This is a genomic window from Algoriphagus machipongonensis, from assembly GCF_000166275.1.
In the GTDB taxonomy this organism is placed as follows: domain Bacteria; phylum Bacteroidota; class Bacteroidia; order Cytophagales; family Cyclobacteriaceae; genus Algoriphagus; species Algoriphagus machipongonensis.
Genome location: NZ_CM001023.1, coordinates 4625437 through 4650467, shown reverse-complemented (window position 1 = coordinate 4650467; position 25031 = coordinate 4625437). Strand labels below are relative to the sequence as shown.

Genomic DNA, 25031 nt, shown 5'->3' with positions numbered 1-25031 from the left:
AAATGCTTAGCCCACTTGTTCTTCAAAAATATTAATTAAGGTCTTCTCTAAATCAAGGCTATACCCAGTGTGTGGTCTAGATGTTTGGATAATGGAACTTCTGACTGCGGTCAACCATCTAAATCTTGACCCTAAGTCCATCTCAGCGATTGGGCCTCCATTGGAATTTCCCAGGCAGATCTTCTCAAATGATTTGAGGTTTTTCTCAATCATTTCGATATCCGCATTAGGGTCTAAAGCCAATAGTTTTTCCTTATGCAAAAAGATTTTTGAAGCTAAAAACCCACTTTTCCATTCGCAGAGGATCACTCCAACGTTAATAAATTCTTCTCTTTCCACCCGAGGTACCACACGGATGATGGCATACTCATATAAGTGCTTTCCTTGCATCTTGGGCTTCTTTAGTAAATTGATCTGAATTGGATAGGCGAAGGCTCAAAAAGTCGGTATAGACCTTTCTCAGCTCTTCTACATCGTCTGAGTCTCGTCCAGCTAATAACCAATCTTCTGGCAATGTCGAAACGAGGTCTTTGAAGATTTCTGGGCTTAATATTTTTTTAAATTCTGAATTCACCTCTTCTAATTCTGTGGCTTGAGGTAATAGTACATGGTTTTTGATGATTGGGAATGTTGCTGTTGCACTCTTCTCCCAATTGGTCCATGAATGATGAAATAGAAACGCAGCTCCATGATCTATAAGCCATAAATCACGGTTCCACATAAGCATATTTGTATTTCTGAATGTTCTATCCACATTGGTGATCAACATGTCTAACCAAACAATTTTTGAAGCCAATAATGGGTCTATACTCATTGCCAGAGGATCATAATTGATGGCTCCTGATAAAAAGTGTAGCGCTAAATTGAGACCTTGACTTCCTTTTAAAAGATCTTGGATTTCTTCATCCCCTTCTGATCTTCCAAAAGCCGGGTCTAAATTGGCAAAAACCAATTCCGGAATTCTAAGACCCAAAATTCCAGCAATTTCTCCACCTAGAAACTCCGATATCAACGCTTTCTCCCTTTGTCCGGCACCACGAAATTTTAAAACATATTTAAAACCATCATCGGCATCAGCCAAAGCAGGTAAAGAGCCACCCTCCCTAAGCGGAAGTATGTATCGGGTGACGTTGACGGTACGGAGATTGAAATTTTGTTTCATGAATCGAAAAGAAGAAAATATCCTTTTATCCAATCCTTAATTACCGAACAAAAGTTCATTCTTCAAATTTATATGTAAAGGAATGATTTATGCAGGGAAGTTTTAATAATACAACACCATATCTTATGAGGTACCTAGCTGTTTTTTTAATATTGACTGTAATCATGGTTTCAAAGGCAAAAGCTCAAGTGTCCAATGAACGAGAATTAATTAGCGAAACGATTCAGTTGTATTTTGACGGAATGATAGAGAGGGATAAATCTAAGCTTGAGAAAGCCTTTATTTCAGAGGCTCGATTGATTGGCTACAGAGGAGAGAATTTTACGCTAACGACCTTTGAATCTTGGGCAGAGGCAACTTCAAAAGGAGAAGCCAGAAATCCTGCTGTTTACAAAAATGAAATAGTTTCAATCCGGGTTCAAGGAAATGCAGCAGCAGTAGAAACTGAATTGTATTGGCCGGGAATTTACTATTATGACTTTTTGACTTTGATGAAAATTGATGGAGAATGGAAAATCGTCAATAAAAGCTGGTCGCAAAAGAAAATTTGATTAAATCAATTCCTCCACATGCTTTTTAATATTGATTGATAATTTTTCCATGGGAAGGTCATTCAAATCAGTTCCAAATGGTTCTTCGATTTCCTCAGCAACTAATTCTAAACTTGCTAAGACATAAAAAATAAATGTGGTAATAGGGGCAGCATAATAGCCTACCGTATAGACAAGTCCAATGGGTAATGTCATCACGTAAACTAAAATGAATTTTTTAATAAAAGAGCTGTACGAGTAGGGGATGGGAGTGTTTTTTATTCTTTCACAAGCACCACAAATATCGGTAAAAGCAGTTATCTCATTGTTTAAGACATATAGTTGATCCCCAGAAATCTTTCCGCCTTCATATAATTTATTGACCCTGCCAAACATGATTTTTGCCACTTGATTCGGGACATGTTTTGTGATATCAATATTGGGTTTGATTTCTTCATCTCCAACATCATCCAACATAAATAAAGTGACCTTCGTCTGAAGATGTTCCTTTAAAGCAAATGCATATACAGGTATACTTCGTCTAAAGAATTTTCTATTTATATGATCATCTGTGGCTAACATAGATGATAATTTCAAGGCGAAATTCCTACTACAATTGACCAGTGCTCCCCAGTGTTTTCTTCCTTCCCACCATCTGTCATAAGCTGTATTGGTTCGGAACACCATCAAGATAGAGATGACAAAGCTCAATAAACTATGCATGGCCGGTAAATACTGAAGCCAGCTGTCTTCACTGATTTGTAAATATTCAATCTCTATCCAAGCTACTCCTAATGAATAGACTAGGATAATAAGCATCAATGGAGCCAACCTGAAAAGAGTATCAGATTTTTGAATTAAAAATAAAATTCGAAACCATTGGTTAGGATTGTATCCTTTCATTTGAATATCAAAAAGAAGTAATAAAATTAGAGACTATATACTAATCAGAAACTTAGATAGCTTTTGCAGTCAAAGTTTCATGGACTTTCAAAACTTGAGGAATTAAGAGCTTATTATCAACATTCTTGATGACAAAATCCGCCAATTCATTTTTGGTCTCATCTGGCATTTGTTGGTCTATAATCTTGTTTACCTGCTGCTCATCGCGATGAGGATCGCGGATTAGTATCCGCATTACTCTTATTTTAAGGGGCGAGCTCACGTTGATTACATGATCAAGTTTCTTCTCATTCCCCGTTTCGAAAATCAGAGCTGCTTCTTTCAAAACATAAGGAGTATTTTGGCTGGAGGCCCATTCCTGAAAATCAATTCCCACTGCTGGGTGAACCAATGAATTGATGATTTTTACTTTCTCAGGATCAGAAAAAACTTCTTTTGAAAGGTAATTTCGATTAACGGATCCATCTTTTAAATAAGATTCTGTCCCAAATTCCTTTTTTATTGACTCAACCAAATCGGGTTGGTTAGCCATAAGCCACTTGGCTCTATCATCAGCGTAATAGACAGGTATCCCTAGTATTTCAAAAATTTTGGCTACAGTAGATTTTCCTGATCCAATTCCTCCTGTCAAACCTACCAGTAGGGGCTGAGGTTTATTCATAATTAAGTTTGATGATTTCGGGCAACACAACGACCTGTTCTAGGTAGGACGGCAATGGGTTTACGACCACATTAATGGTACTGTCCTCTCGATTTCTTTTAGAATAGTCCAAGACAGCCTCAAATTCTAATTCTTTAAGTTCGTCTACCTTTCTTTCATCTACTAAATAGCTCATCATGATTGTAACTTCTTCATTCTCCAAAGTTACTGTTCGGGGGAAGTTGATTTTTTTCACTTTAAGCCTCTTGTTCCCTTCAAGGAAAGCTACTACATCAAATTGAACCTGAATTTTTTCTGGATTTAAAGTGATCATTTCCTCTAATTCTTGAGGAATTTCTAAGCTTACCTCTTCATTGATGTTTTCTGTAATTCTTTGCTGGTTTAGGCTGACTGGAAAAACTCCCTCAAGATTGCTCAAGATAGAACTAGGTCCTGTTACTGAAATGCTTTCTGGATAAAAATTGATCTCGTCGACAAGTTTGTAGTTGTTGGCTAAACTATAACTCAATGAATCTAGCGTAGGGGTTAATTCTATTGTTTGGATTTGATCAATCTGATAATGAATAGAATCATCCAATACAGAAATAAGCTGTGTAGGACTTAAAAACTCCCCAAGGGGTCTTTTTAGATCTGAAGTAAGGATGAAATCTTTGCTAGCCGGGTCTTCTAATTCTACAGGGTAGGGGGTCTCATTCACATTAAAGTACTTCCTGAGAAGGTCCCATCCGTTTCCATTAATCTCTACCTGAATGCTGGAGGGCAATCTATTGACAGCCATATAGGACTCTTGATTATATATAAACTCTATTGGGTAATCGACAATAGTATTATAATCGTCCTTATTCAGGGCGTTTAAAATCCAAAAAGTGGTAGCTGCTGCAACGCAGAGAACTACCACTTTTAGATCAGAGATTTTTTTTGGAGAAATCCCTTTTGAGGATTTTTTCGAATCCGGCAAAATTCAATTTATTTACTTGAAGTTGATTTTTTAGAGAAATCCAAAGAGATCGCTGATTTCTCAACGGTCACTTTTAATCCTCTATCTAGTTCAAGGATTACTGTATCACCATCTACGCTAGCCACTTTTCCGTGTAGGCCTCCGATTGTGACAACAGCATCACCTTTTTTGATTTCTTCGATAAATTTTTTGCTTTCCTTTTGTTTTTTCTGCTGTGGCCTAATCATGAAGAAATACATGATTAAGATAATTGAACCGAACAGGAAAACTTGTCCGAGTATTCCACTGCCACCACCGGCAGCAGCTTGTGCTAATATTGTTGAAATCATTTTTATCTTTTAACTGGACCTACTGCAGCAGTTGTTCCTGCACCTTTAGGAGTAACTGTTCCTTTCATTCTCAATCGAGTAACAGTTGGATTTGTGTTTGCTTGAATACTTACAGTAGGCGCTTGCGAACCTCTCTTGGAAGTGGAGTTAAATACTACCTTCACGAAACCTTCTTCTCCTGGTTTAATTGGAGTTTTGGTCCAGTTTGGAGTAGTACAACCACAAGAAGCAGTGATATTAGAAATTACCAATGGTGCTTCTCCTGTATTAGTGAAAGTAAACTCGTGTTCAATGATTTGGCCTTCGTTGATAGCACCAAATTCATATTCCATTTCCTGAAAGTCAAATTGACCTAAAGTACTTGGGTCAGCAGCTTGAGATGCTTGTGCATTGACTGGAGTCACAGATGTGTTCCTTGTCTCCAATGCTGCTATTTTGTCTTCTAAAGCCTTTATCTTCGCTTCTTGATCGGTTTTTTGGCTACATGCAGTCCCTAATGCTAGGAATAGGGAGAGTGCAGCAGCGCTGAACATGTTGATTTTCATATTAATTGTCTCCTTGGTTGATTTGATCTATTAATTTATTCACGTCATTCAGCAAATTTTCTGCTTTATTCTTTGCTTCAGAAATCACACGCTTTCCTTCAGTCTTGGCTTCATTGAGGTGCGTTTCTTTTCCTTCCACTAACTCGCTAATAAGCTCTTCAAGTTCTTTTTTATATTTAGATAGCTTGAAAGTCAGACGGTCTCTCGTGTTTTCACCTGCATCTGGGGCAAAAAGTATACCCAGAGCCGTGCCAACTCCTGTGCCTATTAAAAATGCTAGGAATGAATTGTTACTGTTCTTGCTCATATTAATTTATTTATTGTCCAAAAGTCCTCTACCACTCTTACGTATTTGACCACTTTCGGTTAACTCTTTTGACATTACATCTAATAACCCGTTCACAAATTGCTTGCTTTTTGGCGTGCTATAGGTTTTTGAGATATCAATGTATTCATTAATACTCACTTTCACGGGGATACTTGGGAAATTCTTCATTTCGGCCAATGCCATTGAAATGATGATTTTATCAGTAAATGCCAAGCGGTCAATATCCCAGTTTTTCGTTTTTTGAGAAATTAGCGCTTTGCTTTCTGCCTCATTTTCTAGGGTGAAGTTAAAGATATTTTGAAAAAACTCCTTATCCTCTTCCCAGTTCATTGCAATCTCAGGTAATGGGTTTGTTTCTGAGCCATCAACCTGCGCTGCATTTTTTAAAATCTTGGAGGCCAAGCTTCTAACAACTGATTTGTTTTCAGTCCAGTTTAAATCCTTCTCTGAAAAATAATTCAGCATCACTTCATTTTTGAAGATAATCTTTTTTAGGATATCCTCTACAGCTGCTAAATCTTGCTCTACAGTAGGTTCTGAGATTTTTATATAGGCCTGGTATTCTTCAGAAGGTTTGACATAATCTCTAAACCACTCTCTGATCTCCAGCTCCAGATCATCAAGGTTGGCATGGTACCTTACTACTGCTGCACGATAAGAATCGGATTCCTGAATTTTGGCCAACACTTTATTATTTGCCAAATTAAGATCACTAGCAAAGACAGTTGGCTGATCTCCATTTAGCCTTCTCTTTTTGACAGATTCATTAGCTACATGAGAAGAAAATGCCTGCAAAAGTTCAATCGCAAGGATGTAAAGTTGTGGAATGCGTTCCGCTGAGCTGACCATGTTTTTCAACAGGAACTCTTTGTCCTTCTCATTCGCATTGTGAAAATATTTAATGGCCTCTAAAACCGCTTTTTTGATTTTAGCCGATGCCTCGCTACTTTTTAAGACATCCGTATTTTCCAGATTTGCCTCAAATAGTTTAAGTGCTTCTTCTGCCTCTTTATTTAAAGCAGTTTTGTCTTGCACTTCCATACTATTAAGATCTGGGAGAAAAGATTCTCTGATTAAATCTTTAGCAAGGTTTAGGTTTGAGCCTTTGCATTGCTCATAGGCATATAGGTTTTGAAAAGCCTTGACCCTGAGTATTCTTCTGTTTAGCATAACTTCGAAATGGAGATGCAAATATAGTTAATTTGCATGGGCTATCCCCATGCCTGATAAGACAAAAAAACCACCGAAAACTGCTTATCGGTGGTTTCTAAAGATATTAATTAAGGATTAAAAGGAAAGTTTTACTTTTCCTATGGCCTCAATCCTTGCTTTGGCGGTTTCTATTGCTGCCTGCTGGGCTGGAATTTTTTCATCTTCTGACTTCTCCAAAATGCCTAAACAGGTATCGTATATCTTTTCAGTTTGCTTAAATACAGTTTCTTTTAGATAACCTCCAAGGTATTCTGCACCTACATTGATAACCCCACCAGCGTTAATCAAAAAGTCAGGCGCATAAACAATTCCTTTGTTTAAAAGGATCTTTCCATGCTTTGCTTCATCTTTTAATTGATTATTCGCGGCTCCTGCAATAACTGCACATTTTAATCTATCAATGGTATCGTCATTGATCGTTGCTCCTAGTGCACAAGGTGCGTAAATATCCATATCCAAATCATAAATGAGGTTAGGATCTACGGCTGTGGCTCCGGTATTTTTTGCTACCTGCTTAAGCTTATCTTCGAAAATATCGGTGATCAAAATCTCAGCACCTTCTTTTGATAAATACTCAATGAGGTATTTTCCTACTTGACCTACCCCTTGAACCAATATTTTCTTACCACTAAGTGAATCAGAGCCATAAGCCTTTTTAGCAGCGGCTTTCATTCCCATGTAGGTTCCAAATGCGGTAACTGGTGAAGGGTCACCAGCTCCTCCTTTAATTTCTGGTAATCCAGCTACATGGCGAGTCTCCATGGAAATGTACTCCATGTCACTGGTGTTCATATTGACATCTTCTGCAGTCACATATTTACCTCCAAGGCTTTCGATAAACCTTCCAAATCTTCTTAAGAATGCCTCGCTTTTTAAAGCAGGGTTTCCTAGGATTACAGCTTTTCCACCTCCTAAATTAAGTCCAGCCAATGCATTCTTGAAGGTCATTCCTCTGGATAACCTCAATACATCTGTGATGGCTTCTTCTTCGGTGCCATAGGGCCAAAGTCTAGTCCCTCCCAAGGCGGGTCCCAAAACAGTATTGTGAATACCGATAATTGCTTTCAAACCAGTTGGTTGGTCATGACAGATCACGACTTGCTCATGATCCATTGTGCTAATCTGTCCAAAGATGGAGCCTTCTCGCACAGTTTCGGTAGCTTTAATTTCTAACATGTGAACTTAGCTTTTTAGAATGTGTTATATTTGGGACTAAACCTTCATGAAAAGGCCGGTACAAAATTAAATACTTTTATTGGCCTTCAAAGGTTTAATATATCTAGTTTCTGCAAACTTATTTCTTGATTTTAAAATTTTTATTTGGTGGAACCACTCTGGAGACTCAATAAGTATCTATATAAATACAAGGGCTTGATCCTTTTAGGGATAATATTTACGGTAATATCAAACATTTTCGTAATTATTCCTGCTCAACTGGTAAGGCTTGCCATAGATTATGTGGTTGAAAGTTTTTCCATTTTTAGGCCTTTACAACTGGGGGGAGCAGGTGAAATTGCACGTGGATATTTTCTTCAATTTGTCTTTGTATTCGGAGTTTTGATCTTGATCATGGCACTTTTAAGAGGATTTTTCCTCTTTTTGATCAGACAAACGATCATCATCATGTCCAGAAGGGTGGAATATGATTTGAAAAATGAAATTTATCAGCACTATCAAAACCTTCCCCTGAGCTTTTACCGGAAAAACAGTACCGGAGATTTAATGGCGCGTGTGACAGAAGATGTGAGTAGAGTTAGAATGTATTTAGGCCCGGCTATTATGTATGGCTTAAACTTGTTGATTCTATTTCCTTTGGTAATCACATACATGATTTCGGTCAACCCAGAGTTGACACTTTATTCTTTACTTCCTTTACCGGTACTTTCTCTGAGTATTTATTTTGTCAATAACCTGATTAATGAGCGATCTGAAAAAATTCAGAGGAGCTTGTCTTCTTTGAGTACCTATGTTCAAGAAGCATTTTCTGGAATTCGAGTGATCAAAGCTTTTGTAAGAGAAGACGACAGTGCCCGAGGATTTAAGGAAGCAAGCGAAGACTATAAGGTTAAGTCAATTAGACTGACTCGGGTAAATGCCCTGTTTTTCCCATTAATTATGGCATTGGTAGGAGTTTCAACCATCATTACTGTGTATGTAGGAGGTCAGCAAGTGATCAGTGGTCAAATTGGTTATGGTATTATTGCCGAATTCATATTATATGTAAATATGCTAACCTGGCCTGTGACTTCACTCGGATGGGTAACAAGCATCGTACAAAGAGCAGCTGCTTCTCAAACCAGAATTAATGAGTTCTTGGATGAAAAGAATGATATCCTAAGCACAGAGAATTTAGAGGCTGAAATTGATGGAGTCATTCAGGTAGAAAACCTAAGTTTTGTCTACCCTGATTCAGGAATTAAGGCTTTGGATCAAGTGAGTTTTGAGATTCATTCTGGGCAGACTCTTGGGATAATTGGAACTACTGGGTCTGGTAAATCGACCATCGCCAACTTATTGATGAGAATGTATGACCCTAGCAGTGGGACAATCAAGATTGATAATAGGTTGATTGAAAAATACAACCTGTCTAGCTTGAGGAAGCAAATAGGCTATGTGCCTCAGGATGTATTTCTGTTCTCAGATACCATTGGAAATAATATAGCTTTTGGTCTGGATGAAGCCGATCGTGAAAAAATTGAACAAGCAGCAAAAGATGCTGATGTGTATCAAAATATCGTGGATTTCCCAAAAGGATTCGAAACAATGCTTGGAGAGCGGGGAATTACACTTTCGGGAGGACAAAAACAACGGGTTTCTATTGCCAGAGCGATTGCCAAAGAACCTAAAATTCTGATTTTAGATGACTGCTTATCTGCGGTAGATACCAAAACGGAGAATGTGATTTTGAATGCATTGAAAAAAATCATGAAAAACCGTACCTCGATAATTATTTCGCATCGTGTTTCTTCCGCAAAACTAGCTGATCATATTATTGTCTTAGATGACGGTAAAATTATCGAACAAGGGAATCATAGCTCATTGATGGCTGAAAAGGGAGTTTATTCTGAGCTCTATGAAAAGCAGACGCAATCTGGTGAGTCAGTAGAGGAATAGTATTTTCTGGGTATTTTTTTTGGAACCCTTTCTCTTTCATAAAAATGATTAACTTGATAACATTCAATCCATTAAACGATCAAACTATGGAAGAGCAAAAGTCAACTGCCAAAGATATTGAGAAAGTACTCAAAGAAATTGGAGAAAAAATAGAAGAATTGGTGAAGAAGGGTGCCGATGCCGGTGCCGAGGTAAAGGAAGATATTGAGGAAAAGATCAAGGAGCTAAAAGAAAATAAAACCACTTTAGAAAAGGAATTAAAAAAGGGGAAGGATTTACTTGAAAAAGAGTTTAAGGAAAAGAAAGATGAATTCGAGCCCAAACTCAAAGAATCCAAGGGTTTTTTAAAAGAAGGACTCAAACAATTTGGACTTGCCTTGAAAGCACTTTTTGGAAAAAAATAGATAGAATCCATTTAAGAATTGATAAAAAAAATACCGGTAGAATTATTTCTACCGGTATTTTTTGTTCACTTTATTTCTTTATTTACCTCGATCTTCTAATGCATTACAACGGTCGTAAGAGGGATCTATATCGATAAACACATCTTCCTTGGCAGTGACAAACCATTTGCCTAAGAGTTCGTCTTCTTTCTTCCTCAAAGTAGCTGCTTTCAGTTTTTCATAATCATCCTCCATATTGGCTCTATGTGCTGGATATTTTGCTTTATAGTAAAGAATACGCAACATGGTTCCCTCTCTAGGATTTTCAAATTGAATTGGTTTCGTGATGTCTCCAACATTCATACTATCAATAGTGAAATAGAGCACCGGATCTTCTAATGTACGAAGTGAAAGTCTATTGGAATTAGTGGCAGGATCCACAAAGAATCCGCCGTTATCAGAAGTGTTTCTATCATCAGATAATTCCTTCGCAGCTTTAGCAAACTCAATGGTTCCGTTATTGATTTCTGTTTTAAGACTATCTAGGTATCTCTCCGCTTTTTTCAAATCATCCTCTGATGGTTTTGGTATCATTAGGATATGACGCGTATTGAAAGAACCATTTCTCTTCTCCAAGAGCTGGATCAAGTGGATTCCAAAGTCAGATTCCACCGGCTCGGAAATTTCTCCTTGCTTTAATGCCAATGCAGTAGCTTCATATTCTGGGGCTAATTCTCCACTTCTGAAAAATCCTAAATCTCCGCCCTGTGTTCTTGATCCAGGATCTTCTGAATAAGCAGTGGCAAGCTCAGAGAAAGTTGATTTTCCATCTAAAATGTCTTGCTTAAACTGTCTAAGTTTCTCAAAAATCTCCTCTTTAATCTTTGGACTAACTTCTGGTTTCTTTACGATTTGACCTACAGTAGCTTCTGAAGTAAATAGAGGTAAAGAATCTTTTGGAATCGCATTATAGAAGGCTCTAACTTCAGCTGGTGATACCGTCAACCCTTCGGTGATTTTACCACGCATCCTTTGTACGATGAGCTGCTCCTTAATGACGTCTTCTATTTCTGTTTTAATCTGATCAGCAGTTTTGCCATATACCTCGGCAAGAGTCTCTTCATTACCTCCGAATTGCTGTAAAACCATGTTGAACCTCTGGTCAGTCTGAAGCATAACCTCAGCATCGGTTACCACGACAGAATCAATTTCAGCTTTGGCCACCATTAGTTTATTTACCATCAAGGACTCAAAAACCTCACATCTGGTAGGAGGGGTTACTCCTTCTTGTCTTTGTGCTAACGCTTCTAAGTAAGCTCTTTGAATATCAGATTCTAAAAGGATATTGTTATCTACTTTTGCGACGATTTTATCCAAAACCTGACCTGAACCGTTTGCAGGTGCTTCTTGGGCGGCCAGTGGTAAAATCATCCAAAATGACAGTAAAGTCAGTGTAAATCGGTTTAGTATTTTCATTGGTATTTGGTTCAATCCGTTATTTCGGTTGAGTATAGTCTTTTACGTTATTTATTGGTTTAAGGAAACAAAAGCTTCTTCCTTAGACTTATTATTTATCTGTACTGGGTATTTTTCTTTCAGCCTATCGGTCAACGATTTTTCCAAGAATTCTTGATAATCACGAATGACTAAGCCTCTTGTTTCACTAAAATCCTTTGGACCAGCGGGCAATTTATCACCTAATACAATTAAATGTAAGTGTCCATTTACTTCAATTTCTTGATAGCTTTCATTCAAATTTGCCTCTGAAAGAACTGGGTGATTGTTGAATTCTAACAATCCACTTTCTGTTTGATAAGCAAGCGGATTATTGGATTTAAATTCGGACTCAAAGCTGGAAATAAGCTCTGTCGATAAAGTACTTCCCCTCAACTTTGCTCTTGCCTCGTTCAGCTGATTCATATCCAAAACTTTCACGATAAAAGCATCCACGCGCTCATCCCACTGGTAATCCTGAATGTTTTCTTGATAGAATGATCTTTGTCCTAAGGAATCTTGAAGACCTTTTTGCCAAACCTCCTGATTCATCAAGGAAAACATTAAAATGCCATCGTGATATTCCTTCAGCAGCATTTGATATTCCTTATTGTTTTGAAGGATATCTTGCTCCTCGGTTTCATTTAATTTTGCGGCAGTAAATCGATCATACCATGCATCAAATGCACTTGTTTTCACTGGGATTTTCAATTCTTCAGATTCAATGAAATTGACCAGATCACTCATCGTATAGGTGGTTCCTTGCAAGGTGAAAAGCTCATTATTGTCTAAACCTTTCGCTGCAACGGCACCAGGAAGTTGAATTTGAGTAAATGTCTTGAGCTCCGACTCCAAGTTTCCTATCGAAGTCTCATTTTCATCGAATGAATACCTGGATTTCTGAATTGCCATTACTTGTGATTGGATCATGGTAGACCTGGAATCGCGCATAATTCTGGATCGGATACTTTCCTCTAAATCTTCAAAGGAATCAATTGGCTTTTTGTCCTCCAGCCTAAGTATATGGTATCCGTATTTCGTTTTTACCGGAGGTGAAACTTCTCCGATTTCAGTCAGTGAAAATGCAGCCATCTCAAATTCGGGAATCATCGATCCCACACTAAACCAAGGCAGCATTCCTCCATTTTGGCTGGAAGCAGGGTCCTCTGAATAGTTTTTTACAATATTCTCCCAGACTGTATTTTCTTTCTGAATTTCAGTATAGATGTCTGCAACTTTTCTTCGAGCTAGATCTTCTGCATTTGGATCATCAGCATCAATTCTCACTAGGATGTGTGAAACTCTTACTTGACCAGGATTAGGTCGCTTGTCGAGTACCTTAATAATGTGATATCCAAAATTAGTCATGACAGGATCCGAAACTTGCCCTGCTTGTAATGAAAAAGCCGCATCTTCGAAAGGTTGAACCATTTGAAGAGCTGTAAAATAACCCAAATCCCCCTTGTTCTGTTTTGCAGAAGGATCCTCGGAATATTCTAAAGCCAATTCATTGATATCTCCACCGTTCTCGATTTGATCCTTTACTTTCAGAGCCATCCTCAACACACTTAGACTATCTTCCTGACTTGCATTAGGCGGGAATTGAAATAGAATATGGCTGGCACGTACTACTTCTTGCATCCTGGAATAGGCTTTTCGAAGTTCACCTTCTTCCAAGGAATTTTTGATAAGGTAGGGAGCTTTCAGGTTTTCTTTATAGGACTCGAATTCCATTAAAAATTCCTGAGACTCATCCATTCCAAGCTCAACGGCTTCTCTTACTTTTAGCTTATAGTTGATGAATTGATTGAGGTTTTCCTCAAACTCATCTCTGGACATACCTGTAGATGAAGGATCTGAATCTTTTCCTTTAGAGATCAGGTAGATCAACTCGTCTTTTTCTACGGGTTTACCTCCAATAGTCATCAGTGACTCATCCTGCCCTTGGGCTTGTATCTCAGCCAATAAAGGGTAGAAAGTCGCTAAAACTAGGGATAGTGATAAAACAAGGGCCGAAATGGTTCGGTAGTTCATGTACTGTTTGCCTTAAATTCAGTGCAATTTTACAAATTTATCAGATAATAAAGGGAAATGAATGCAGTATCAGTGATTTAACAAGAATTAGGATCGAAACCACTTGATCAATCGGCATGTATTGGTCCCCTTGTTGGACTCGAATTCTATCTCATCCATGATAGTCTTTACCAAAATGATGCCCAAACCACCTTTTCTTTTTTGACTTACGACTTTTTTCAAGTCTGGGACTTCATAATCCAAAAGATTGAAGGCTTTGCCATTATCGGTAATTTCAAAAATTATTTTTTCTGGAGAATCCTTAATTTCTAGTCGAATAATATCACTTCCATTACAATTGTGAGAATGTATGATGAGGTTTGCACATACCTCTTCCACAGCCAATGTTAATTGGTGTTGGTCTTTGTCAGACATTTTTAGCTCCTGCAGTCTTTGTTGCAAGAAGCTTCTCAGGTCTGCCAACGCAGTGGTTTTACAATATATTTGTAACTGATGCTTCATTCATTAAGCCTCTAAAGCTTCTTCTTTATTATTGTAAATGGTGATGAGTTGGTCGAGTCCAAGTATTTTGAAAACTTCCATCACACGGGGAGTTAGAGAATAGATTTTAAGTTGTACCTCTTCCTCCTGAAAATCCTCCAAATAAGACATAAACACACCCAGACCTGCTGAGGAGATATATTCCAGTTCACTGCCATCCACCAAAATAGACTTGGATCCACCGGTAAGAAGTTCCTGCATTGCCTCATCCAATACCATGGAGTTACTCGCATCTATCTCTCCTTTTAGCAATAGAATGTCGTGATTGGCTTCTTTTTGTTTCTCTATGTTAAGCATTGTTTATGCTGGTTTCTTTTTAATCTGAAAATTTGACTACCATGATAGAATAATCATCATCGATTAGCCCATCACCTCCTACATATGCATGAAGGGAGTCAATAACCTTGTTCTGAATTTCTTTGGGACTTAGCTCGTGATAAACTTCCAGTAAGGTTCTTATTCTTTCAAATCCGAATTGCTGTGATTTCTGATTTTTTGCTTCCACGATACCATCAGTAAATAGTACCAACACATCTCCTGAAGAATAATGAAATGTCTTTTCCTCAACGTGTTTTTCATACTGCATGTTTCTCAATATGCCCAATCCAAGGCCATCTATACCCAGATAATCAGATTTTTTTTCATTGGCCTGATACATCAGGGTTGGTACATGCCCTGCACGTGCATGGCAGATGGAATGTTCTTTTGTATTTATTAGAAATATGGATGCGGTGATAAAATGGTTTCGTTCCAAACATCTGCTAAGAGCAGCATTGGCTTTGATCATAAACTGAGCCGGACCAAGGTTAAGTTGGATCAAACTTTGGAAAATCCCCTTCATCTGTGACATGTTAAATGCAGCTGAAGTTCCCTTTCCAGAGACATCGCCGATGATCATTACGTATCGTTCTTCATCAAGTTTAAATGTATCGTAATAATCACCTCCTACTTCATCAGCTGCATTGGAATAAGCGCAGATGTCAAAGGTGTCATTGTGGTCCAGTTTTGTTGGGAGAAGGGATTTTTGTACCCTCTGAGCAATTTTCAATTCCTCTTGATATCGCTCGTTTTGTATTGCTTGATTTAAAAGACGATGGTTTTCTACCGCAATACAAGCTTGTCTGACAAAGGTGCTGATGATATTGACCATCTCCTTGTTGAAGCCATCCCGTACTTCCTTGCATAAAACCATTCTCCCTATCGCAGACTTGTTGATCACCAAAGGAACCAAAAGAACTGATTCAAATCTGTTGTGATTTAGTCTCAGTGGAAGAGGATTTAAATTATCAGGCCGTTTTTCTACTGCCCAATCCTGAGCCACCTTTTGAATTTGGATTAACTCTGTCAACTCTTTTCGAAGACCTTTATCTAGGAATCTTTCTTGTAGTATACCATTAGGTCCATCTTCATCTCCCAACTCTAACCAAGCAGCATCTGCATAAGAAGCACTCATACAGGAATCCACTAAAATGTCGAGCACTTGCTCTTCACTTTCCTCAGGTTGAATCGATTGACTCAATCGTTGGAAATTGATGGCTTCCGTAAGTTTTTGTTCAAAAACTGAAGAGGTTGGCAAATTGAAAAGAGTGACTAAAAAACAAAATAGCGCATAGATGAAAATAAAGCTGAAAAGCGCCATCAAGAATAAGTTGTCGGTCAAATTGACAACATAATGCCTTCTGTCACTGTATTGGATAACCTGATAGAATAGGTAAAAACAGCAAATCAGAATGATAAACAGGAAAAGTAGAGATTTCCATTTTTCTCTAAATGTCAGATAGGGAATCCATTTTAGATTAGCAGAAAGAAGGATTCCTATGCCAGTCAACAAGACGAAACCGAAAAGGAAATTGTAATCCAGTATATTTTTATTGAAAAAATAAAAACATGGCAGCTAGCATGGCGATTTCATAAACCTGCCATTGTTTAACCACGCGTTTACTTTTTTGATAAAGTATCAAATGCTTCCAAAGCAATGCTCCTGAAATCAGAAATATGGTGATTAACGCAAAGTTGACATGATAGAAAAAGTTCTTTAAAAAAGGCTCATTGCTCAAATTGCTATCTCCTAATAAGTTATAGAAGATATTGATCATCAGTGAAACAAATACCGCAACTATTCCAGTGGAGGCAGCCCGCCAAATAAGGTTTAAGAAGTCGTTTTGGCTGTTTTTGTTGATTGAGAAATTGTAAAAAATATAGACTGTAAGGAAAAAAAGTATCTCTAAGATCCAGGTAAATTCTTGAGCAATCCCTGATTCTAATTCGTTGAGAATGCCAAAAAGGCGAACCAAATCCACAAATAGCAGCGATAGCCAGACCAAGATGGCCAGGAGCATACTGAGTTTTCCTATATGGATGCTAGGTAGTTTGATCATGGATATTGTTCCACAATAATACTCAAACTGTGAGAAATATTGAGAGAACTAAAAAATAGGTGCCTTGATCGAATGTTAAAAAAAGTAAACTTTGTTAGGGATTGGTGGATTTCTGTTAGAAACAAACCAAGTCTTCAACCACACCTTTCCCAAACTGATCTTCAATTAGAGTCATCACTTTTCCTTTGTTCATCAACAATTCTTTTTTCACAGGGCCAGAGTTCAATTTGACAAAAAGCTTTTTCTCTTTGATAAAGACTGAGGTTGTTCGATCAGCAATTGTTTTTCCCACAAGTTGAGGCCAAGCTTGGATCAGGCTTTTTTCTTGAAATTTACCCTCTAACCGATAGGCTTTTAACAAATCCTTGAAAGCAGATTCCAATGGCGCGGATTCTTTTTTACGGGTATGGGGGTTGAATTTATTCATGAAAATGGTTTTCAGATGAAAAGTGCCTCGGCAATACTATCTGCCAGCAGCTTCCCACTTTTACTCAAAGATAGATGATTGTCTTTCCATATCAGCCAACCTTCCTGATTCATTTGGTTTAGAACAGAAGATTTTTGATTGCGCAGGTCAAACTGGTACTGATTCTTAATTCTATCCAAATCTATACCCCAGATGGTCCGGAGTCCAGTAAGAATGTACTCATTTAGATTATCCTCCCTACTTAAACGCTCATGGACAGTTGGAATCTCATTTTCTTTTAGGGATTTTATATAAGAGGTATTGCTTCTTGGGTTGGCACCACGGCTTTTTCCATCAAAAGAATGCGCGCTGGGTCCTACTCCCAGATAAGGAGTGCTTTTCCAATAATTGCTGTTATGTATTGCGTATTGGTCTTCTTTGGCAAAATTCGAAATTTCATACTGAATGTAATTGGCATCTTCCATTCGACTCTGAAGCATTTCAAATTGATCTGCGATAAAATCTTCATCTGCAGGAGAAAACTTCCCTTTCTTTTCCCAATTTCCCAATGCTGTTTTCGGCTCGATCGTTAGCGCGTAGCTTGAAATGTGACCCGGGTCAATTTGAATAGCTCTACTTAAATCTTGCTCCCAAATAGAATGGTCTTTATAAGGAAAGCCATAAATTAAATCCAGGCTAAACTTCTCGAATCCCATTTTTCGGGCTTTATCAATTGCCTGAATCGACTCTTCAGAAGTATGAGCACGGTTATAAAATTTCAATACATCGGAGTTGAAACTCTGAATTCCTAGGCTTAGGCGGTCTATTCCTAGAGATTTCCATGAGGCTAAACTGGAAGGGTTTAAATCATCTGGGTTGGCTTCCAGGGTTAATTCCTTCCATTCACAGGAATATTCATTTTGAATAAGTTCCAGTATAGACTCAATCATTTTCGGCTGTAGCAAAGAAGGTGTTCCTCCTCCAAAATAGATTGTTTCAACAGGGGAGCTTAAGAGGTAGTCCTTTCTAAGAAGAAGTTCGCGCTTAATCATGTCCACTATGTCTTCCATGGTTTTCAAGTTGGTACTGAAGTGGAAGTCACAGTAATGACAAGCTTGTTTGCAAAATGGTATGTGGATATAAATGCCTGCCAATGTATTTCTGTTATTTTGCGAATATAATCATTCCCGAGTCTCTTGAGTAAGTACCTATCCTTTGGCCTTCTGATTCTTCTCTTTTGTCCTGGCTATTTGCAGGCGCAAGGGGGCTTTTGGTTGAAGGTGAAGAATGATAATTCTACCGAAGAAGTCTGGAGATATTTTGATGAGGAACTGAAGGTTCAAAGCACGCTTGATTCCATTTTAACTACTGCGGTGGCAGAAGGGTATTTAGCCGCTTACTTGGAAAAAACCACTGAAAAAACGGATTCTTTGGAATATAATCTAGTGTCTGGAGACAGGTTTAAACTGGTAGGGTTAAGAAAGGGAAATGTACCCGATCCTGTGTGGGAAGAAATCCCAATTGGGAAGGCGAGTTTTGCGGAGTGGAATCATTGGAGCAGTCAGGTTTTGAATTTTTTTGAAAATTCGGGCTATCCATTTGTTCAACTAAGACTAGATAGTTTACAGCGTGAAGGGAAGGAGGTTTTGGCTTCAATTAATCTTGAAACTGGACCCCTGATAACCTGGGATAGTGTGGAGGTTTCCGGCAATACGAATACCAAAGCTATTTTTATTCAAAACCTCACGGGAATTAAGCCAGGTACTCCATTCTCGCAAAAAGAGTTTATTGAATCTAGCAAAACACTCCAAAACACTCCTTATTTTGAACTTAGCAATGCGCCTGGGTTAAGTTTTCAAAATAAAAGTGCGAAGCCCACCTTTTATTTAAGAGACCGCAACGTAAATGTTATTGATGGGGTAATAGGTCTCTTGCCGAATGAAAATGAACCCGGAAAAGTCTTGATTACGGGACAATTGGATTTAGAGCTTTATCATTTGGGAGGGAAAGGTAGAGATATAGCAGTCCACTGGTTGAGAATGAATCCCCAAAGTCAGTCATTGGGCATTCAAGCAAAAGAGTCTTTTATTTTTCGATCCCCTTTGAGTGTTCAGCTCGGTTTTAACTTGCTAAAGCAGGATAGTACTTTCATTAAGAGAGCTTTTTCTTTGGACTTTGACTATCGCTTTTCAGGAACTGGAAATATTAGGTTTTTTACCAATAGAGAGGCTAGTGATTTAATTAGCACCTCTGGATACCAAGATTTGAAGGAGTTACCAGAGGTAGCCGACTATCGATGGAATCAATATGGAATAGGCTTGAACTTTAATTGGCTAGATAGTCAGTTTTTCCCTCGCAGAGGAATGAAAGTTCAAATAGAGATGGCCACTGGGAATAAAAAGATTTTACAGAATACGGGTATACCTTCTGAAGTTTATCAAGGGTTGGACTTAAATAGTCCTCAGGTTACGGGCAATTTTCAAGTAGAACAGCACGTTTATGTTCGACCATTGTGGGGAATGTGGTTTCGAGGTTCCGGTGGATTCACCAGAAATAAAAACCTATTCTTAAATGATTTATTCAGGATTGGAGGTCTAAAAAGTATCAGAGGATTTAATGAAAATTTCTTTTTTGCGAAGACTTATGGCTACCTCAATATGGAGCAGCGATTGATTTTTGGAGAGAATTCCTATCTCATGTTGTTTTCTGATATAGGATTACTGACGAACCCCTATGAGGAATTAACCAGAGATATTCCAATTTCTTTTGGTGCAGGAATAAATCTTGAGACTGGCAATGGAGTTTTTAGATTTATTTATGGATTGGGAAAATCTAATTTACAACCTTTGTCTTTCTCTTATTCCAAAATCCATTTTGGGTACTTGGCGAGATTTTAATTATGAACCAGCGTTTTTTCTTCAACTTCCTTTTCCTTTTGGCCTTGGTAAGCTTTGGACACAAAGCAAGCTCGCAGGTTTTGCAGGATTATACCAATGATTGGGAGACAGGAAAGGATGAATCCTGGGTAAGCCCAAATGATCGGTTGGTTTTGCCTCTGGATTTAAAGACTTTTCCTTTAGCCAATATTGCATTTGAGTTTCCTGAGAAATCTGTGGTTTTCATTGGAGAGAAACTTTGGGTTTATTCCCAGGCAGATACGACTTTTTCTAGGAGTATCATGGATTTGTCTAAAGAGTTTGGTACAGATGAAATAGAGTTGACTGTGTTTAAAAAGGGGATTTCTTTGGGGGACGCATCCGTCAAGAAAGTTTTGAAACCAAAGGCCGAAAAAAGTTTAGGTAAGTCAGAAGGGGAATTAGTAATGCAGCAAAGGGAGTTCAACAGGCAAGATTTGCGTGATTTTTATTTTGTTGCGGTGTTTGTTATCCTGCTGATTATGGCATTTTATAAAGTTGCCTACCCCTATTTATTTGCATCCATGATTAGACCGGATTCTCTTATTACTGCAGAGGATTTCTCGGATACAGGGAGTCTTCAAAAGTTCTTTTCGATGGATGTGTTGTTTTATATCCTGATGGTCAATTTGATGGCTGCTTTGGTGGGTGTGATAGGGCTTGTTTTTTATAGAATCGAATGGTTAGAAGTCTGGTTTGGAGTAGATTATAATTCTTTGATTAGTCTTTGGTTAATTGGGACTTTTGGGTTTTTTCTTCTGACTATGATCAAGTTTGTCGGGATTCGAGTATTTGCCTATTTATTTGATCTGGGAAAGCTTGAGTTTGCTCACTTCTTTTATCTATTGCGCTTGGTGGTAATGACAGTAGCGACTTTGGTGCTAATAATTGCATTTTTTTTAGTTAACGATTTTTCTGCTTCAAAAGAGGCCATAGGGGTCTCATTATCAGCTTTTTTCTGGGTTTATATCATTGGAGTGCTGGGATTATTCTTCATTATGATGAATAGATTGAGCTTTAAGAAATATCATTTATTTACTTACCTTTGCATCGCGGAATTAGTGCCCTTTTTAATCATAGCCAAGTGGATCATGATTTTAGGACAATAAGATTAGGACAATCAAAGCAAATATCTAGCATGAGTGCGACCAGCAAAGACAGGTTAAGACCAGTAAAAAGTATTCTAGTTTCTCAACCCAAACCAGCAAGTGGTAATTCACCTTATGTACAGTTGGCGGAGAAGTATAATTTAAAAATAGATTTCCGACAGTTTATCAAGGTTGAGCCAGTTCCTTCTAAGGAGTTTAGGAAGCAGAAAATTGATATTTTAAAGCATACGGCAATTATTTTCACCAGCCGTAATGCCATCGATCATTTCTTTGCGATTTGTAAGGATTTTAAGATCGAAATGCCAGCAGAGATGAAGTACTTTTGTATTTCAGATCAGACAGCGCATTATCTTCAAAAATATATTGTAATCCGAAAGCGAAAATTATTCGTAGGTCAAAAGACAGCGGAGGATTTATTTGATTACTTCAAAAAGCATAAATCTGAGAAGTATCTTTTCCCTTGCTCTGACATCAGAAAAGATGTGATTCCAGATTACATGGAAAAGAATGGGATAGATTTTACTGAGGCGATCATTTATCATACGCTTGCAGCGGATTTATCTGATTTAGCTGAAGTGAAGTATGATATTCTTGCCTTCTTCAGTCCTTCAGGGATCAAATCATTAAAGGTTAATTTTCCAGACTTTACTCAGGGAAAAACCAGAATCGCGACTTTTGGACCAACCACAGCCAAAGCAGTGCGTGATTTAGATTTGATTTTGGACATTGAAGCGCCGCTTCCAAATGCCCCAAGTATGACAGGAGCATTGGAGCTCTATATAAAAAAGGCGAATAATTTGTAAATCTTAGAATCAAAACCTGTGGTTTTTCAGTTTAAATCATTACAATAGTTTTCAGATTGGAATAAACCACTCGCAAATGATTCAAAACGGCCATTGGAAGTACTTTTTTAAGAGTCTCATAGTCTTATTGTTTCTTGTAAGCTTCACTTCTGTGATGGCCCAGCAAGATGCTCAGTTTACGCAATACATGTACAATGGCATGTATTATAATCCTGCCTTTGCTGGTAAGGATGGAGGATTTCGGTTTTCTGCCCTACATAGGTCGCAGTGGGCCAACTACAGTACCTCTTCCGGCCAAGGAGGAGCGCCGACAACGCAGCTTCTCACGGCTCAGGGAAGGTTAGATTCTAAAAATATTGGATATGGACTGACTTTGGTAAATGATCAAATTGGTGCTAGTTCTAATTTAGAAGTAAACCTCCAGGGTTCTTATCATAGAAAATTCAATAGAGCTACTATTTCATTTGGTGCATCTGTAGGGATTTTCTCCAGTTCTCTTGACTATGGAGAATTGGTAGTGGTGAATCCAGAGCCAAATTTACCCACAGCGGGTAAAGAGAGCCAAATGAATTTGAATTTCAGTGCAGGCCTCTTATTTGATAGGGGGAATTATTACATAGGATTAAGTAGTCGCCATCTAAACCAGCCAGATTTTGATTTTGGTGATGGTTCTTATGCTAATCAGCTAAAGAATCATTCTTATTTGTTGTTTGGATATAGATTTAGACCTGTGGGCCAATTGGCCATTGAACCAAGTTTTCTGATAAAGTCGGTTTCATTTAATAATTTTTCTTATGATGTGAGCGTTATTGCAACACACGCAAATAAAATAAGTGGTGGATTGGCCTATAGAGGGGAAGAATCAATTTCTTTTATACTTGGTTACAGTATTTTAAGAGATAATTCGTTAAAATTGGGATATGCTTTTGACTTAGTTGTCAGTGGGGCTTCCGCCAAAGCTCCGACAAGTCATGAACTTATGTTGAGATATACTTTATCAGACATCAGTAGGCAAGTGGAACGGGTGATACAAAGAACGCCTCGATTTAGATTCTAATTCTTGAATGTTAGAATGTTCCGAAAAAAGTTAACCCAAATAGAACCTTAAGCCCAAGAAATCCGTAGCGGATAAATTTGGCAAGTTATTTGCATTATTGAGCCAAATTCAGCTAAATTTCGCTGATTGTGTGTATTTTATTTGAGCCACTATTTTGATGAACTCAAAAACGTCATTTATGTATAAAAAAATGAATTTTCGCTTATTGCCAATTACGTTAGGGTTGGCGGTTGCGACACTATTACCTGGCTGCGGTCTCTTTAATAAGAAAGGGTCTGCCAGTGAAAAGGCTAATAGAAGAGGAGAAGTTACCGGAGTTCCCAAGAGGGAAAGCTGGCAGCAGAATTTGCCTGTAGACATGGTTCCCATTAAAGCAGGTACTTTTTGGATGGGACAATCTGATGAAGATATTGCTTACACTCAATCTTCGATGAACAAGCAAATTACGATCTCAGAATTTTTCATGGACAAATATGAGGTGTCCAATAATAAGTATCGACAGTTTTTGGAAGCAGTAAAAAGTGGACAATTAGAGACGGGTACACCTACTACATTAAAAGAGCCACCAACATTTGACTTAGAAGAGCTGAAACCAGATACTACTGTTTGGTCAACAAGTTTCTCTTATCACTATGGTGACCCATTGATGGAGTTCTATTTCGATCATCCGGCATTTGATAATTATCCTGTTGTAGGAATTTCCTGGAATCAAGCGAAGCAATATTGCGAATGGAGAACCTATCATATGAGAGCTAACGATGAATCACAATATGATATGACTCCGTTTAGACTTCCATCTGAGGCAGAGTGGGAATACGCTGCTAAAGGGGGTAAAGATGTTGCCAAATATCCATGGGGCGGTCCTTACCTTAAAAATAAGAGAGGTTGTCTAATGGCTAATTTCAAGCCGGGTCGAGGAAATTACATTGATGATGGATTCCCTTATACAGCTCCGGTTGACGTTTTTGCGCCAAATGGCTTTGGATTATATAATATGTCTGGTAATGTAGCCGAGTGGGTGCTTGATGCATATGCTGCTACTTCTAGCGCTATTACTTGGGACTTGAACCCAGTATATGAGGATCCAAATGAGCCAAGAAAAATTGTAAGAGGTGGTAGCTGGAAAGACATCGCTCACTACCTTGAGACAAGCACAAGAACTTATGAGTATGAAGATGTGGCTCAAGCTCACATAGGATTCAGAACCGTTATGACGTTTATCGGTAGATCTGGTTCTATGGATGTTAAGTCCTCTAGAAGAAGAAGGAGATAATCACTATTTCAGAGTAAATCCATTAATATAAAAAACCTAACACCTTAATATTTAATTTTAAAATGGCTAATAACAGCAATTCATTTAAGTCGAAATTTTACGGCAGCATCATGCCAAAGATCTATGGTATCGGTGCGTCAGTGGTTATTCTCGGTGCGATGTTCAAGATTTTGGATTGGGCAGGAGGTAACTTAATGATTACAATTGGTTTAACAACTGAGGCTGTAATTTTCTTCCTCTCTGCATTCGAACCAAGACATGAGGAAGTAGACTGGGCAAAAGTTTATCCTGAATTAGAGGGAGGAGAGCCAACAGCTAGAAAAGTGGCAAGTGCTGCCCCTGGAGATAGCGTTTCTCAAAAATTGGATGATATGCTTGCTAAAGCAAATGTAGGTCCTGAATTGATTGAAAGCCTTGGTCAAGGAATGAAAAACTTGGCAACCTCAGCTGAAAAGATGGGTAACCTATCTGATGCAGCTGTTGCTACAAACGAATATGCAACTAACGTGAAGTCTGCCGCTAAAACTTTGGTAGATATGAACGCTTCTTATAGCAAAACTGCTGCTGCCTTGACAGAAATGTCTTCAGCTTCTCAGGATGCGAAAGAATACCATACGCAAGTACAGACAGTAACCAAAAATCTTTCAGCATTAAATAGTGTTTATGAGATGGAGTTACAGGATGCTAACAGCCATGTGAAGACATTGAATAAATTCTATTCTAATATGACTGCAGCGATGGAGGGGCTTACTGAAGCAGGTAAAGAAACTGAAGCATTCAAAAATGAATTAGCCAAATTAAATCAAAACGTAAGTTCATTGAATAAAATCTATGGTGGAATGCTATCCGCTATGAAAGGTTAATTATACTCATACATCTAGAATAGAAAAAAAACAA

27 protein-coding genes are annotated in these 25031 nt (G+C 38.1%); 9 read left to right on the top strand and 18 right to left on the bottom strand.

The genetic code is table 11. From position 1 onward, the window contains the following. Nucleotides 1-6: 6 nt before the first annotated feature. Together ALPR1_RS19730 and ALPR1_RS19725 are read right to left on the bottom strand one after the other, a co-directional pair. Complete coding sequence (locus tag ALPR1_RS19730) at nt 7-390, bottom strand: DUF3037 domain-containing protein (RefSeq protein WP_008203340.1); 384 nt, start codon at nt 388-390, stop codon at nt 7-9. Then, nucleotides 368-1162 (bottom strand): HipA family kinase, encoded by a 795-nt coding sequence (locus tag ALPR1_RS19725; RefSeq protein ID WP_008203339.1) that lies wholly within the window; start codon nt 1160-1162, stop codon nt 368-370. The genes ALPR1_RS19730 and ALPR1_RS19725 overlap by 23 nt, the downstream gene beginning before the upstream one ends. A 125-nt stretch (nt 1163-1287) precedes the next feature. Here ALPR1_RS19725 and ALPR1_RS19720 point away from each other — a divergent pair, with 125 nt between their 5' ends. Then, nucleotides 1288-1713 (top strand): nuclear transport factor 2 family protein, encoded by a 426-nt coding sequence (locus ALPR1_RS19720; protein WP_153231842.1) that lies wholly within the window; start codon nt 1288-1290, stop codon nt 1711-1713. Here ALPR1_RS19720 and ALPR1_RS19715 read toward each other — a convergent pair whose 3' ends face one another. The 8 genes from ALPR1_RS19715 to ALPR1_RS19680 all read right to left on the bottom strand — a co-directional run bounded on the left by ALPR1_RS19715 (nt 1714) and on the right by ALPR1_RS19680 (nt 7804). Beyond that, nucleotides 1714-2595, bottom strand: coding sequence for a bestrophin family protein (locus ALPR1_RS19715; protein ID WP_008203335.1), 882 nt, complete (start codon nt 2593-2595; stop codon nt 1714-1716). Nucleotides 2596-2647: 52 nt separating this feature from the next. After that, complete coding sequence (coaE, locus tag ALPR1_RS19710; RefSeq protein ID WP_008203333.1) at nt 2648-3256, bottom strand: dephospho-CoA kinase; 609 nt, start codon at nt 3254-3256, stop codon at nt 2648-2650. Next, complete coding sequence (locus ALPR1_RS19705; RefSeq protein WP_008203331.1) at nt 3249-4214, bottom strand: CdaR family protein; 966 nt, start codon at nt 4212-4214, stop codon at nt 3249-3251. Before ALPR1_RS19705 ends, coaE begins: the two co-directional genes overlap by 8 nt. Nucleotides 4215-4222: 8 nt before the next feature. Further along, a complete protein-coding gene (gene yajC / locus ALPR1_RS19700) occupies nt 4223-4543 on the bottom strand; it encodes a preprotein translocase subunit YajC (RefSeq protein ID WP_008203329.1) in 321 nt (106 codons plus the stop codon). A gap of 2 nt (nt 4544-4545) precedes the next feature. Further along, the gene (locus ALPR1_RS19695) at nt 4546-5088 is read right to left on the bottom strand and encodes a DUF1573 domain-containing protein (protein WP_008203327.1); all 543 of its coding nucleotides are present in this window, start codon (nt 5086-5088) and stop codon (nt 4546-4548) included. Nucleotide 5089: 1 nt separating this feature from the next. Then, entirely contained in the window at nt 5090-5395 is a 306-nt protein-coding gene (locus ALPR1_RS19690; protein ID WP_008203325.1) for a YtxH domain-containing protein, read from the bottom strand. Between the two features lie 6 nt (nt 5396-5401). Further along, a complete protein-coding gene (gene nusB / locus ALPR1_RS19685; protein ID WP_008203324.1) occupies nt 5402-6586 on the bottom strand; it encodes a transcription antitermination factor NusB in 1185 nt (394 codons plus the stop codon). 117 nt (nt 6587-6703) lie between these two features. Continuing rightward, a complete protein-coding gene (locus ALPR1_RS19680) occupies nt 6704-7804 on the bottom strand; it encodes a Glu/Leu/Phe/Val dehydrogenase dimerization domain-containing protein (protein WP_008203322.1) in 1101 nt (366 codons plus the stop codon). 147 nt (nt 7805-7951) lie between these two features. Between ALPR1_RS19680 and ALPR1_RS19675 the strand changes: the two genes are divergently transcribed. Beyond that, nucleotides 7952-9742: an ABC transporter ATP-binding protein gene (locus tag ALPR1_RS19675; protein ID WP_008203319.1), complete on the top strand. Its 1791-nt coding sequence runs from the start codon at nt 7952-7954 to the stop codon at nt 9740-9742. An 86-nt stretch (nt 9743-9828) separates the two neighbouring features. Further along, nucleotides 9829-10146 (top strand): Clp protease/crotonase-like domain-containing protein, encoded by a 318-nt coding sequence (locus tag ALPR1_RS19670; RefSeq protein ID WP_040303937.1) that lies wholly within the window; start codon nt 9829-9831, stop codon nt 10144-10146. A gap of 78 nt (nt 10147-10224) precedes the next feature. Here the strand turns inward: ALPR1_RS19670 and ALPR1_RS19665 are convergent, their stop codons facing one another. The 8 genes from ALPR1_RS19665 to hemW all read right to left on the bottom strand — a co-directional run bounded on the left by ALPR1_RS19665 (nt 10225) and on the right by hemW (nt 18131). Beyond that, nucleotides 10225-11601, bottom strand: a complete 1377-nt coding sequence (locus ALPR1_RS19665) for a peptidylprolyl isomerase (protein WP_008203316.1) — start codon at nt 11599-11601, stop codon at nt 10225-10227. A gap of 51 nt (nt 11602-11652) precedes the next feature. Continuing rightward, nucleotides 11653-13653, bottom strand: coding sequence for a peptidylprolyl isomerase (locus ALPR1_RS19660; RefSeq protein ID WP_008203314.1), 2001 nt, complete (start codon nt 13651-13653; stop codon nt 11653-11655). A gap of 87 nt (nt 13654-13740) precedes the next feature. Beyond that, nucleotides 13741-14154, bottom strand: a complete 414-nt coding sequence (locus ALPR1_RS19655; protein ID WP_008203313.1) for an ATP-binding protein — start codon at nt 14152-14154, stop codon at nt 13741-13743. A 3-nt stretch (nt 14155-14157) separates the two neighbouring features. After that, the gene (locus ALPR1_RS19650) at nt 14158-14490 is read right to left on the bottom strand and encodes an STAS domain-containing protein (RefSeq protein ID WP_008203310.1); all 333 of its coding nucleotides are present in this window, start codon (nt 14488-14490) and stop codon (nt 14158-14160) included. 19 nt (nt 14491-14509) lie between these two features. After that, nucleotides 14510-16024, bottom strand: a complete 1515-nt coding sequence (locus ALPR1_RS19645) for a PP2C family protein-serine/threonine phosphatase (protein WP_008203307.1) — start codon at nt 16022-16024, stop codon at nt 14510-14512. A 37-nt stretch (nt 16025-16061) separates the two neighbouring features. Continuing rightward, nucleotides 16062-16571, bottom strand: coding sequence for a hypothetical protein (locus ALPR1_RS21080; protein WP_008203306.1), 510 nt, complete (start codon nt 16569-16571; stop codon nt 16062-16064). 115 nt (nt 16572-16686) lie between these two features. Beyond that, entirely contained in the window at nt 16687-16998 is a 312-nt protein-coding gene (locus ALPR1_RS19640; protein WP_008203305.1) for a DUF721 domain-containing protein, read from the bottom strand. An 11-nt stretch (nt 16999-17009) separates the two neighbouring features. After that, nucleotides 17010-18131 carry a radical SAM family heme chaperone HemW gene (hemW, locus tag ALPR1_RS19635; protein ID WP_008203304.1) on the bottom strand — a complete coding sequence of 374 codons (1122 nt, stop codon included), beginning with the start codon at nt 18129-18131 and terminating at the stop codon, nt 17010-17012. 42 nt (nt 18132-18173) lie between these two features. On the opposite strand from hemW, the gene ALPR1_RS19630 reads away from it, so the two are divergent. The 6 genes from ALPR1_RS19630 (at nt 18174) to porL (ending at nt 24997) form a co-directional block, all read left to right on the top strand. Further along, nucleotides 18174-19874 carry a BamA/TamA family outer membrane protein gene (locus tag ALPR1_RS19630; protein WP_008203303.1) on the top strand — a complete coding sequence of 567 codons (1701 nt, stop codon included), beginning with the start codon at nt 18174-18176 and terminating at the stop codon, nt 19872-19874. 2 nt (nt 19875-19876) lie between these two features. Next, nucleotides 19877-21001 carry a DUF4271 domain-containing protein gene (locus ALPR1_RS19625; protein ID WP_008203302.1) on the top strand — a complete coding sequence of 375 codons (1125 nt, stop codon included), beginning with the start codon at nt 19877-19879 and terminating at the stop codon, nt 20999-21001. Between the two features lie 29 nt (nt 21002-21030). Next, a complete protein-coding gene (locus ALPR1_RS19620) occupies nt 21031-21804 on the top strand; it encodes a uroporphyrinogen-III synthase (protein ID WP_008203301.1) in 774 nt (257 codons plus the stop codon). 76 nt (nt 21805-21880) lie between these two features. After that, nucleotides 21881-22861, top strand: coding sequence for a PorP/SprF family type IX secretion system membrane protein (locus ALPR1_RS19615; protein ID WP_008203300.1), 981 nt, complete (start codon nt 21881-21883; stop codon nt 22859-22861). Nucleotides 22862-23039: 178 nt separating this feature from the next. Beyond that, the gene (gene porK, locus ALPR1_RS19610) at nt 23040-24134 is read left to right on the top strand and encodes a T9SS ring complex lipoprotein PorK/GldK (RefSeq protein ID WP_040303044.1); all 1095 of its coding nucleotides are present in this window, start codon (nt 23040-23042) and stop codon (nt 24132-24134) included. A 62-nt stretch (nt 24135-24196) separates the two neighbouring features. Continuing rightward, nucleotides 24197-24997 (top strand): type IX secretion system motor protein PorL/GldL, encoded by an 801-nt coding sequence (porL, locus tag ALPR1_RS19605; protein ID WP_040303042.1) that lies wholly within the window; start codon nt 24197-24199, stop codon nt 24995-24997. The last annotated feature ends 34 nt before the right edge of the window (nt 24998-25031 follow it).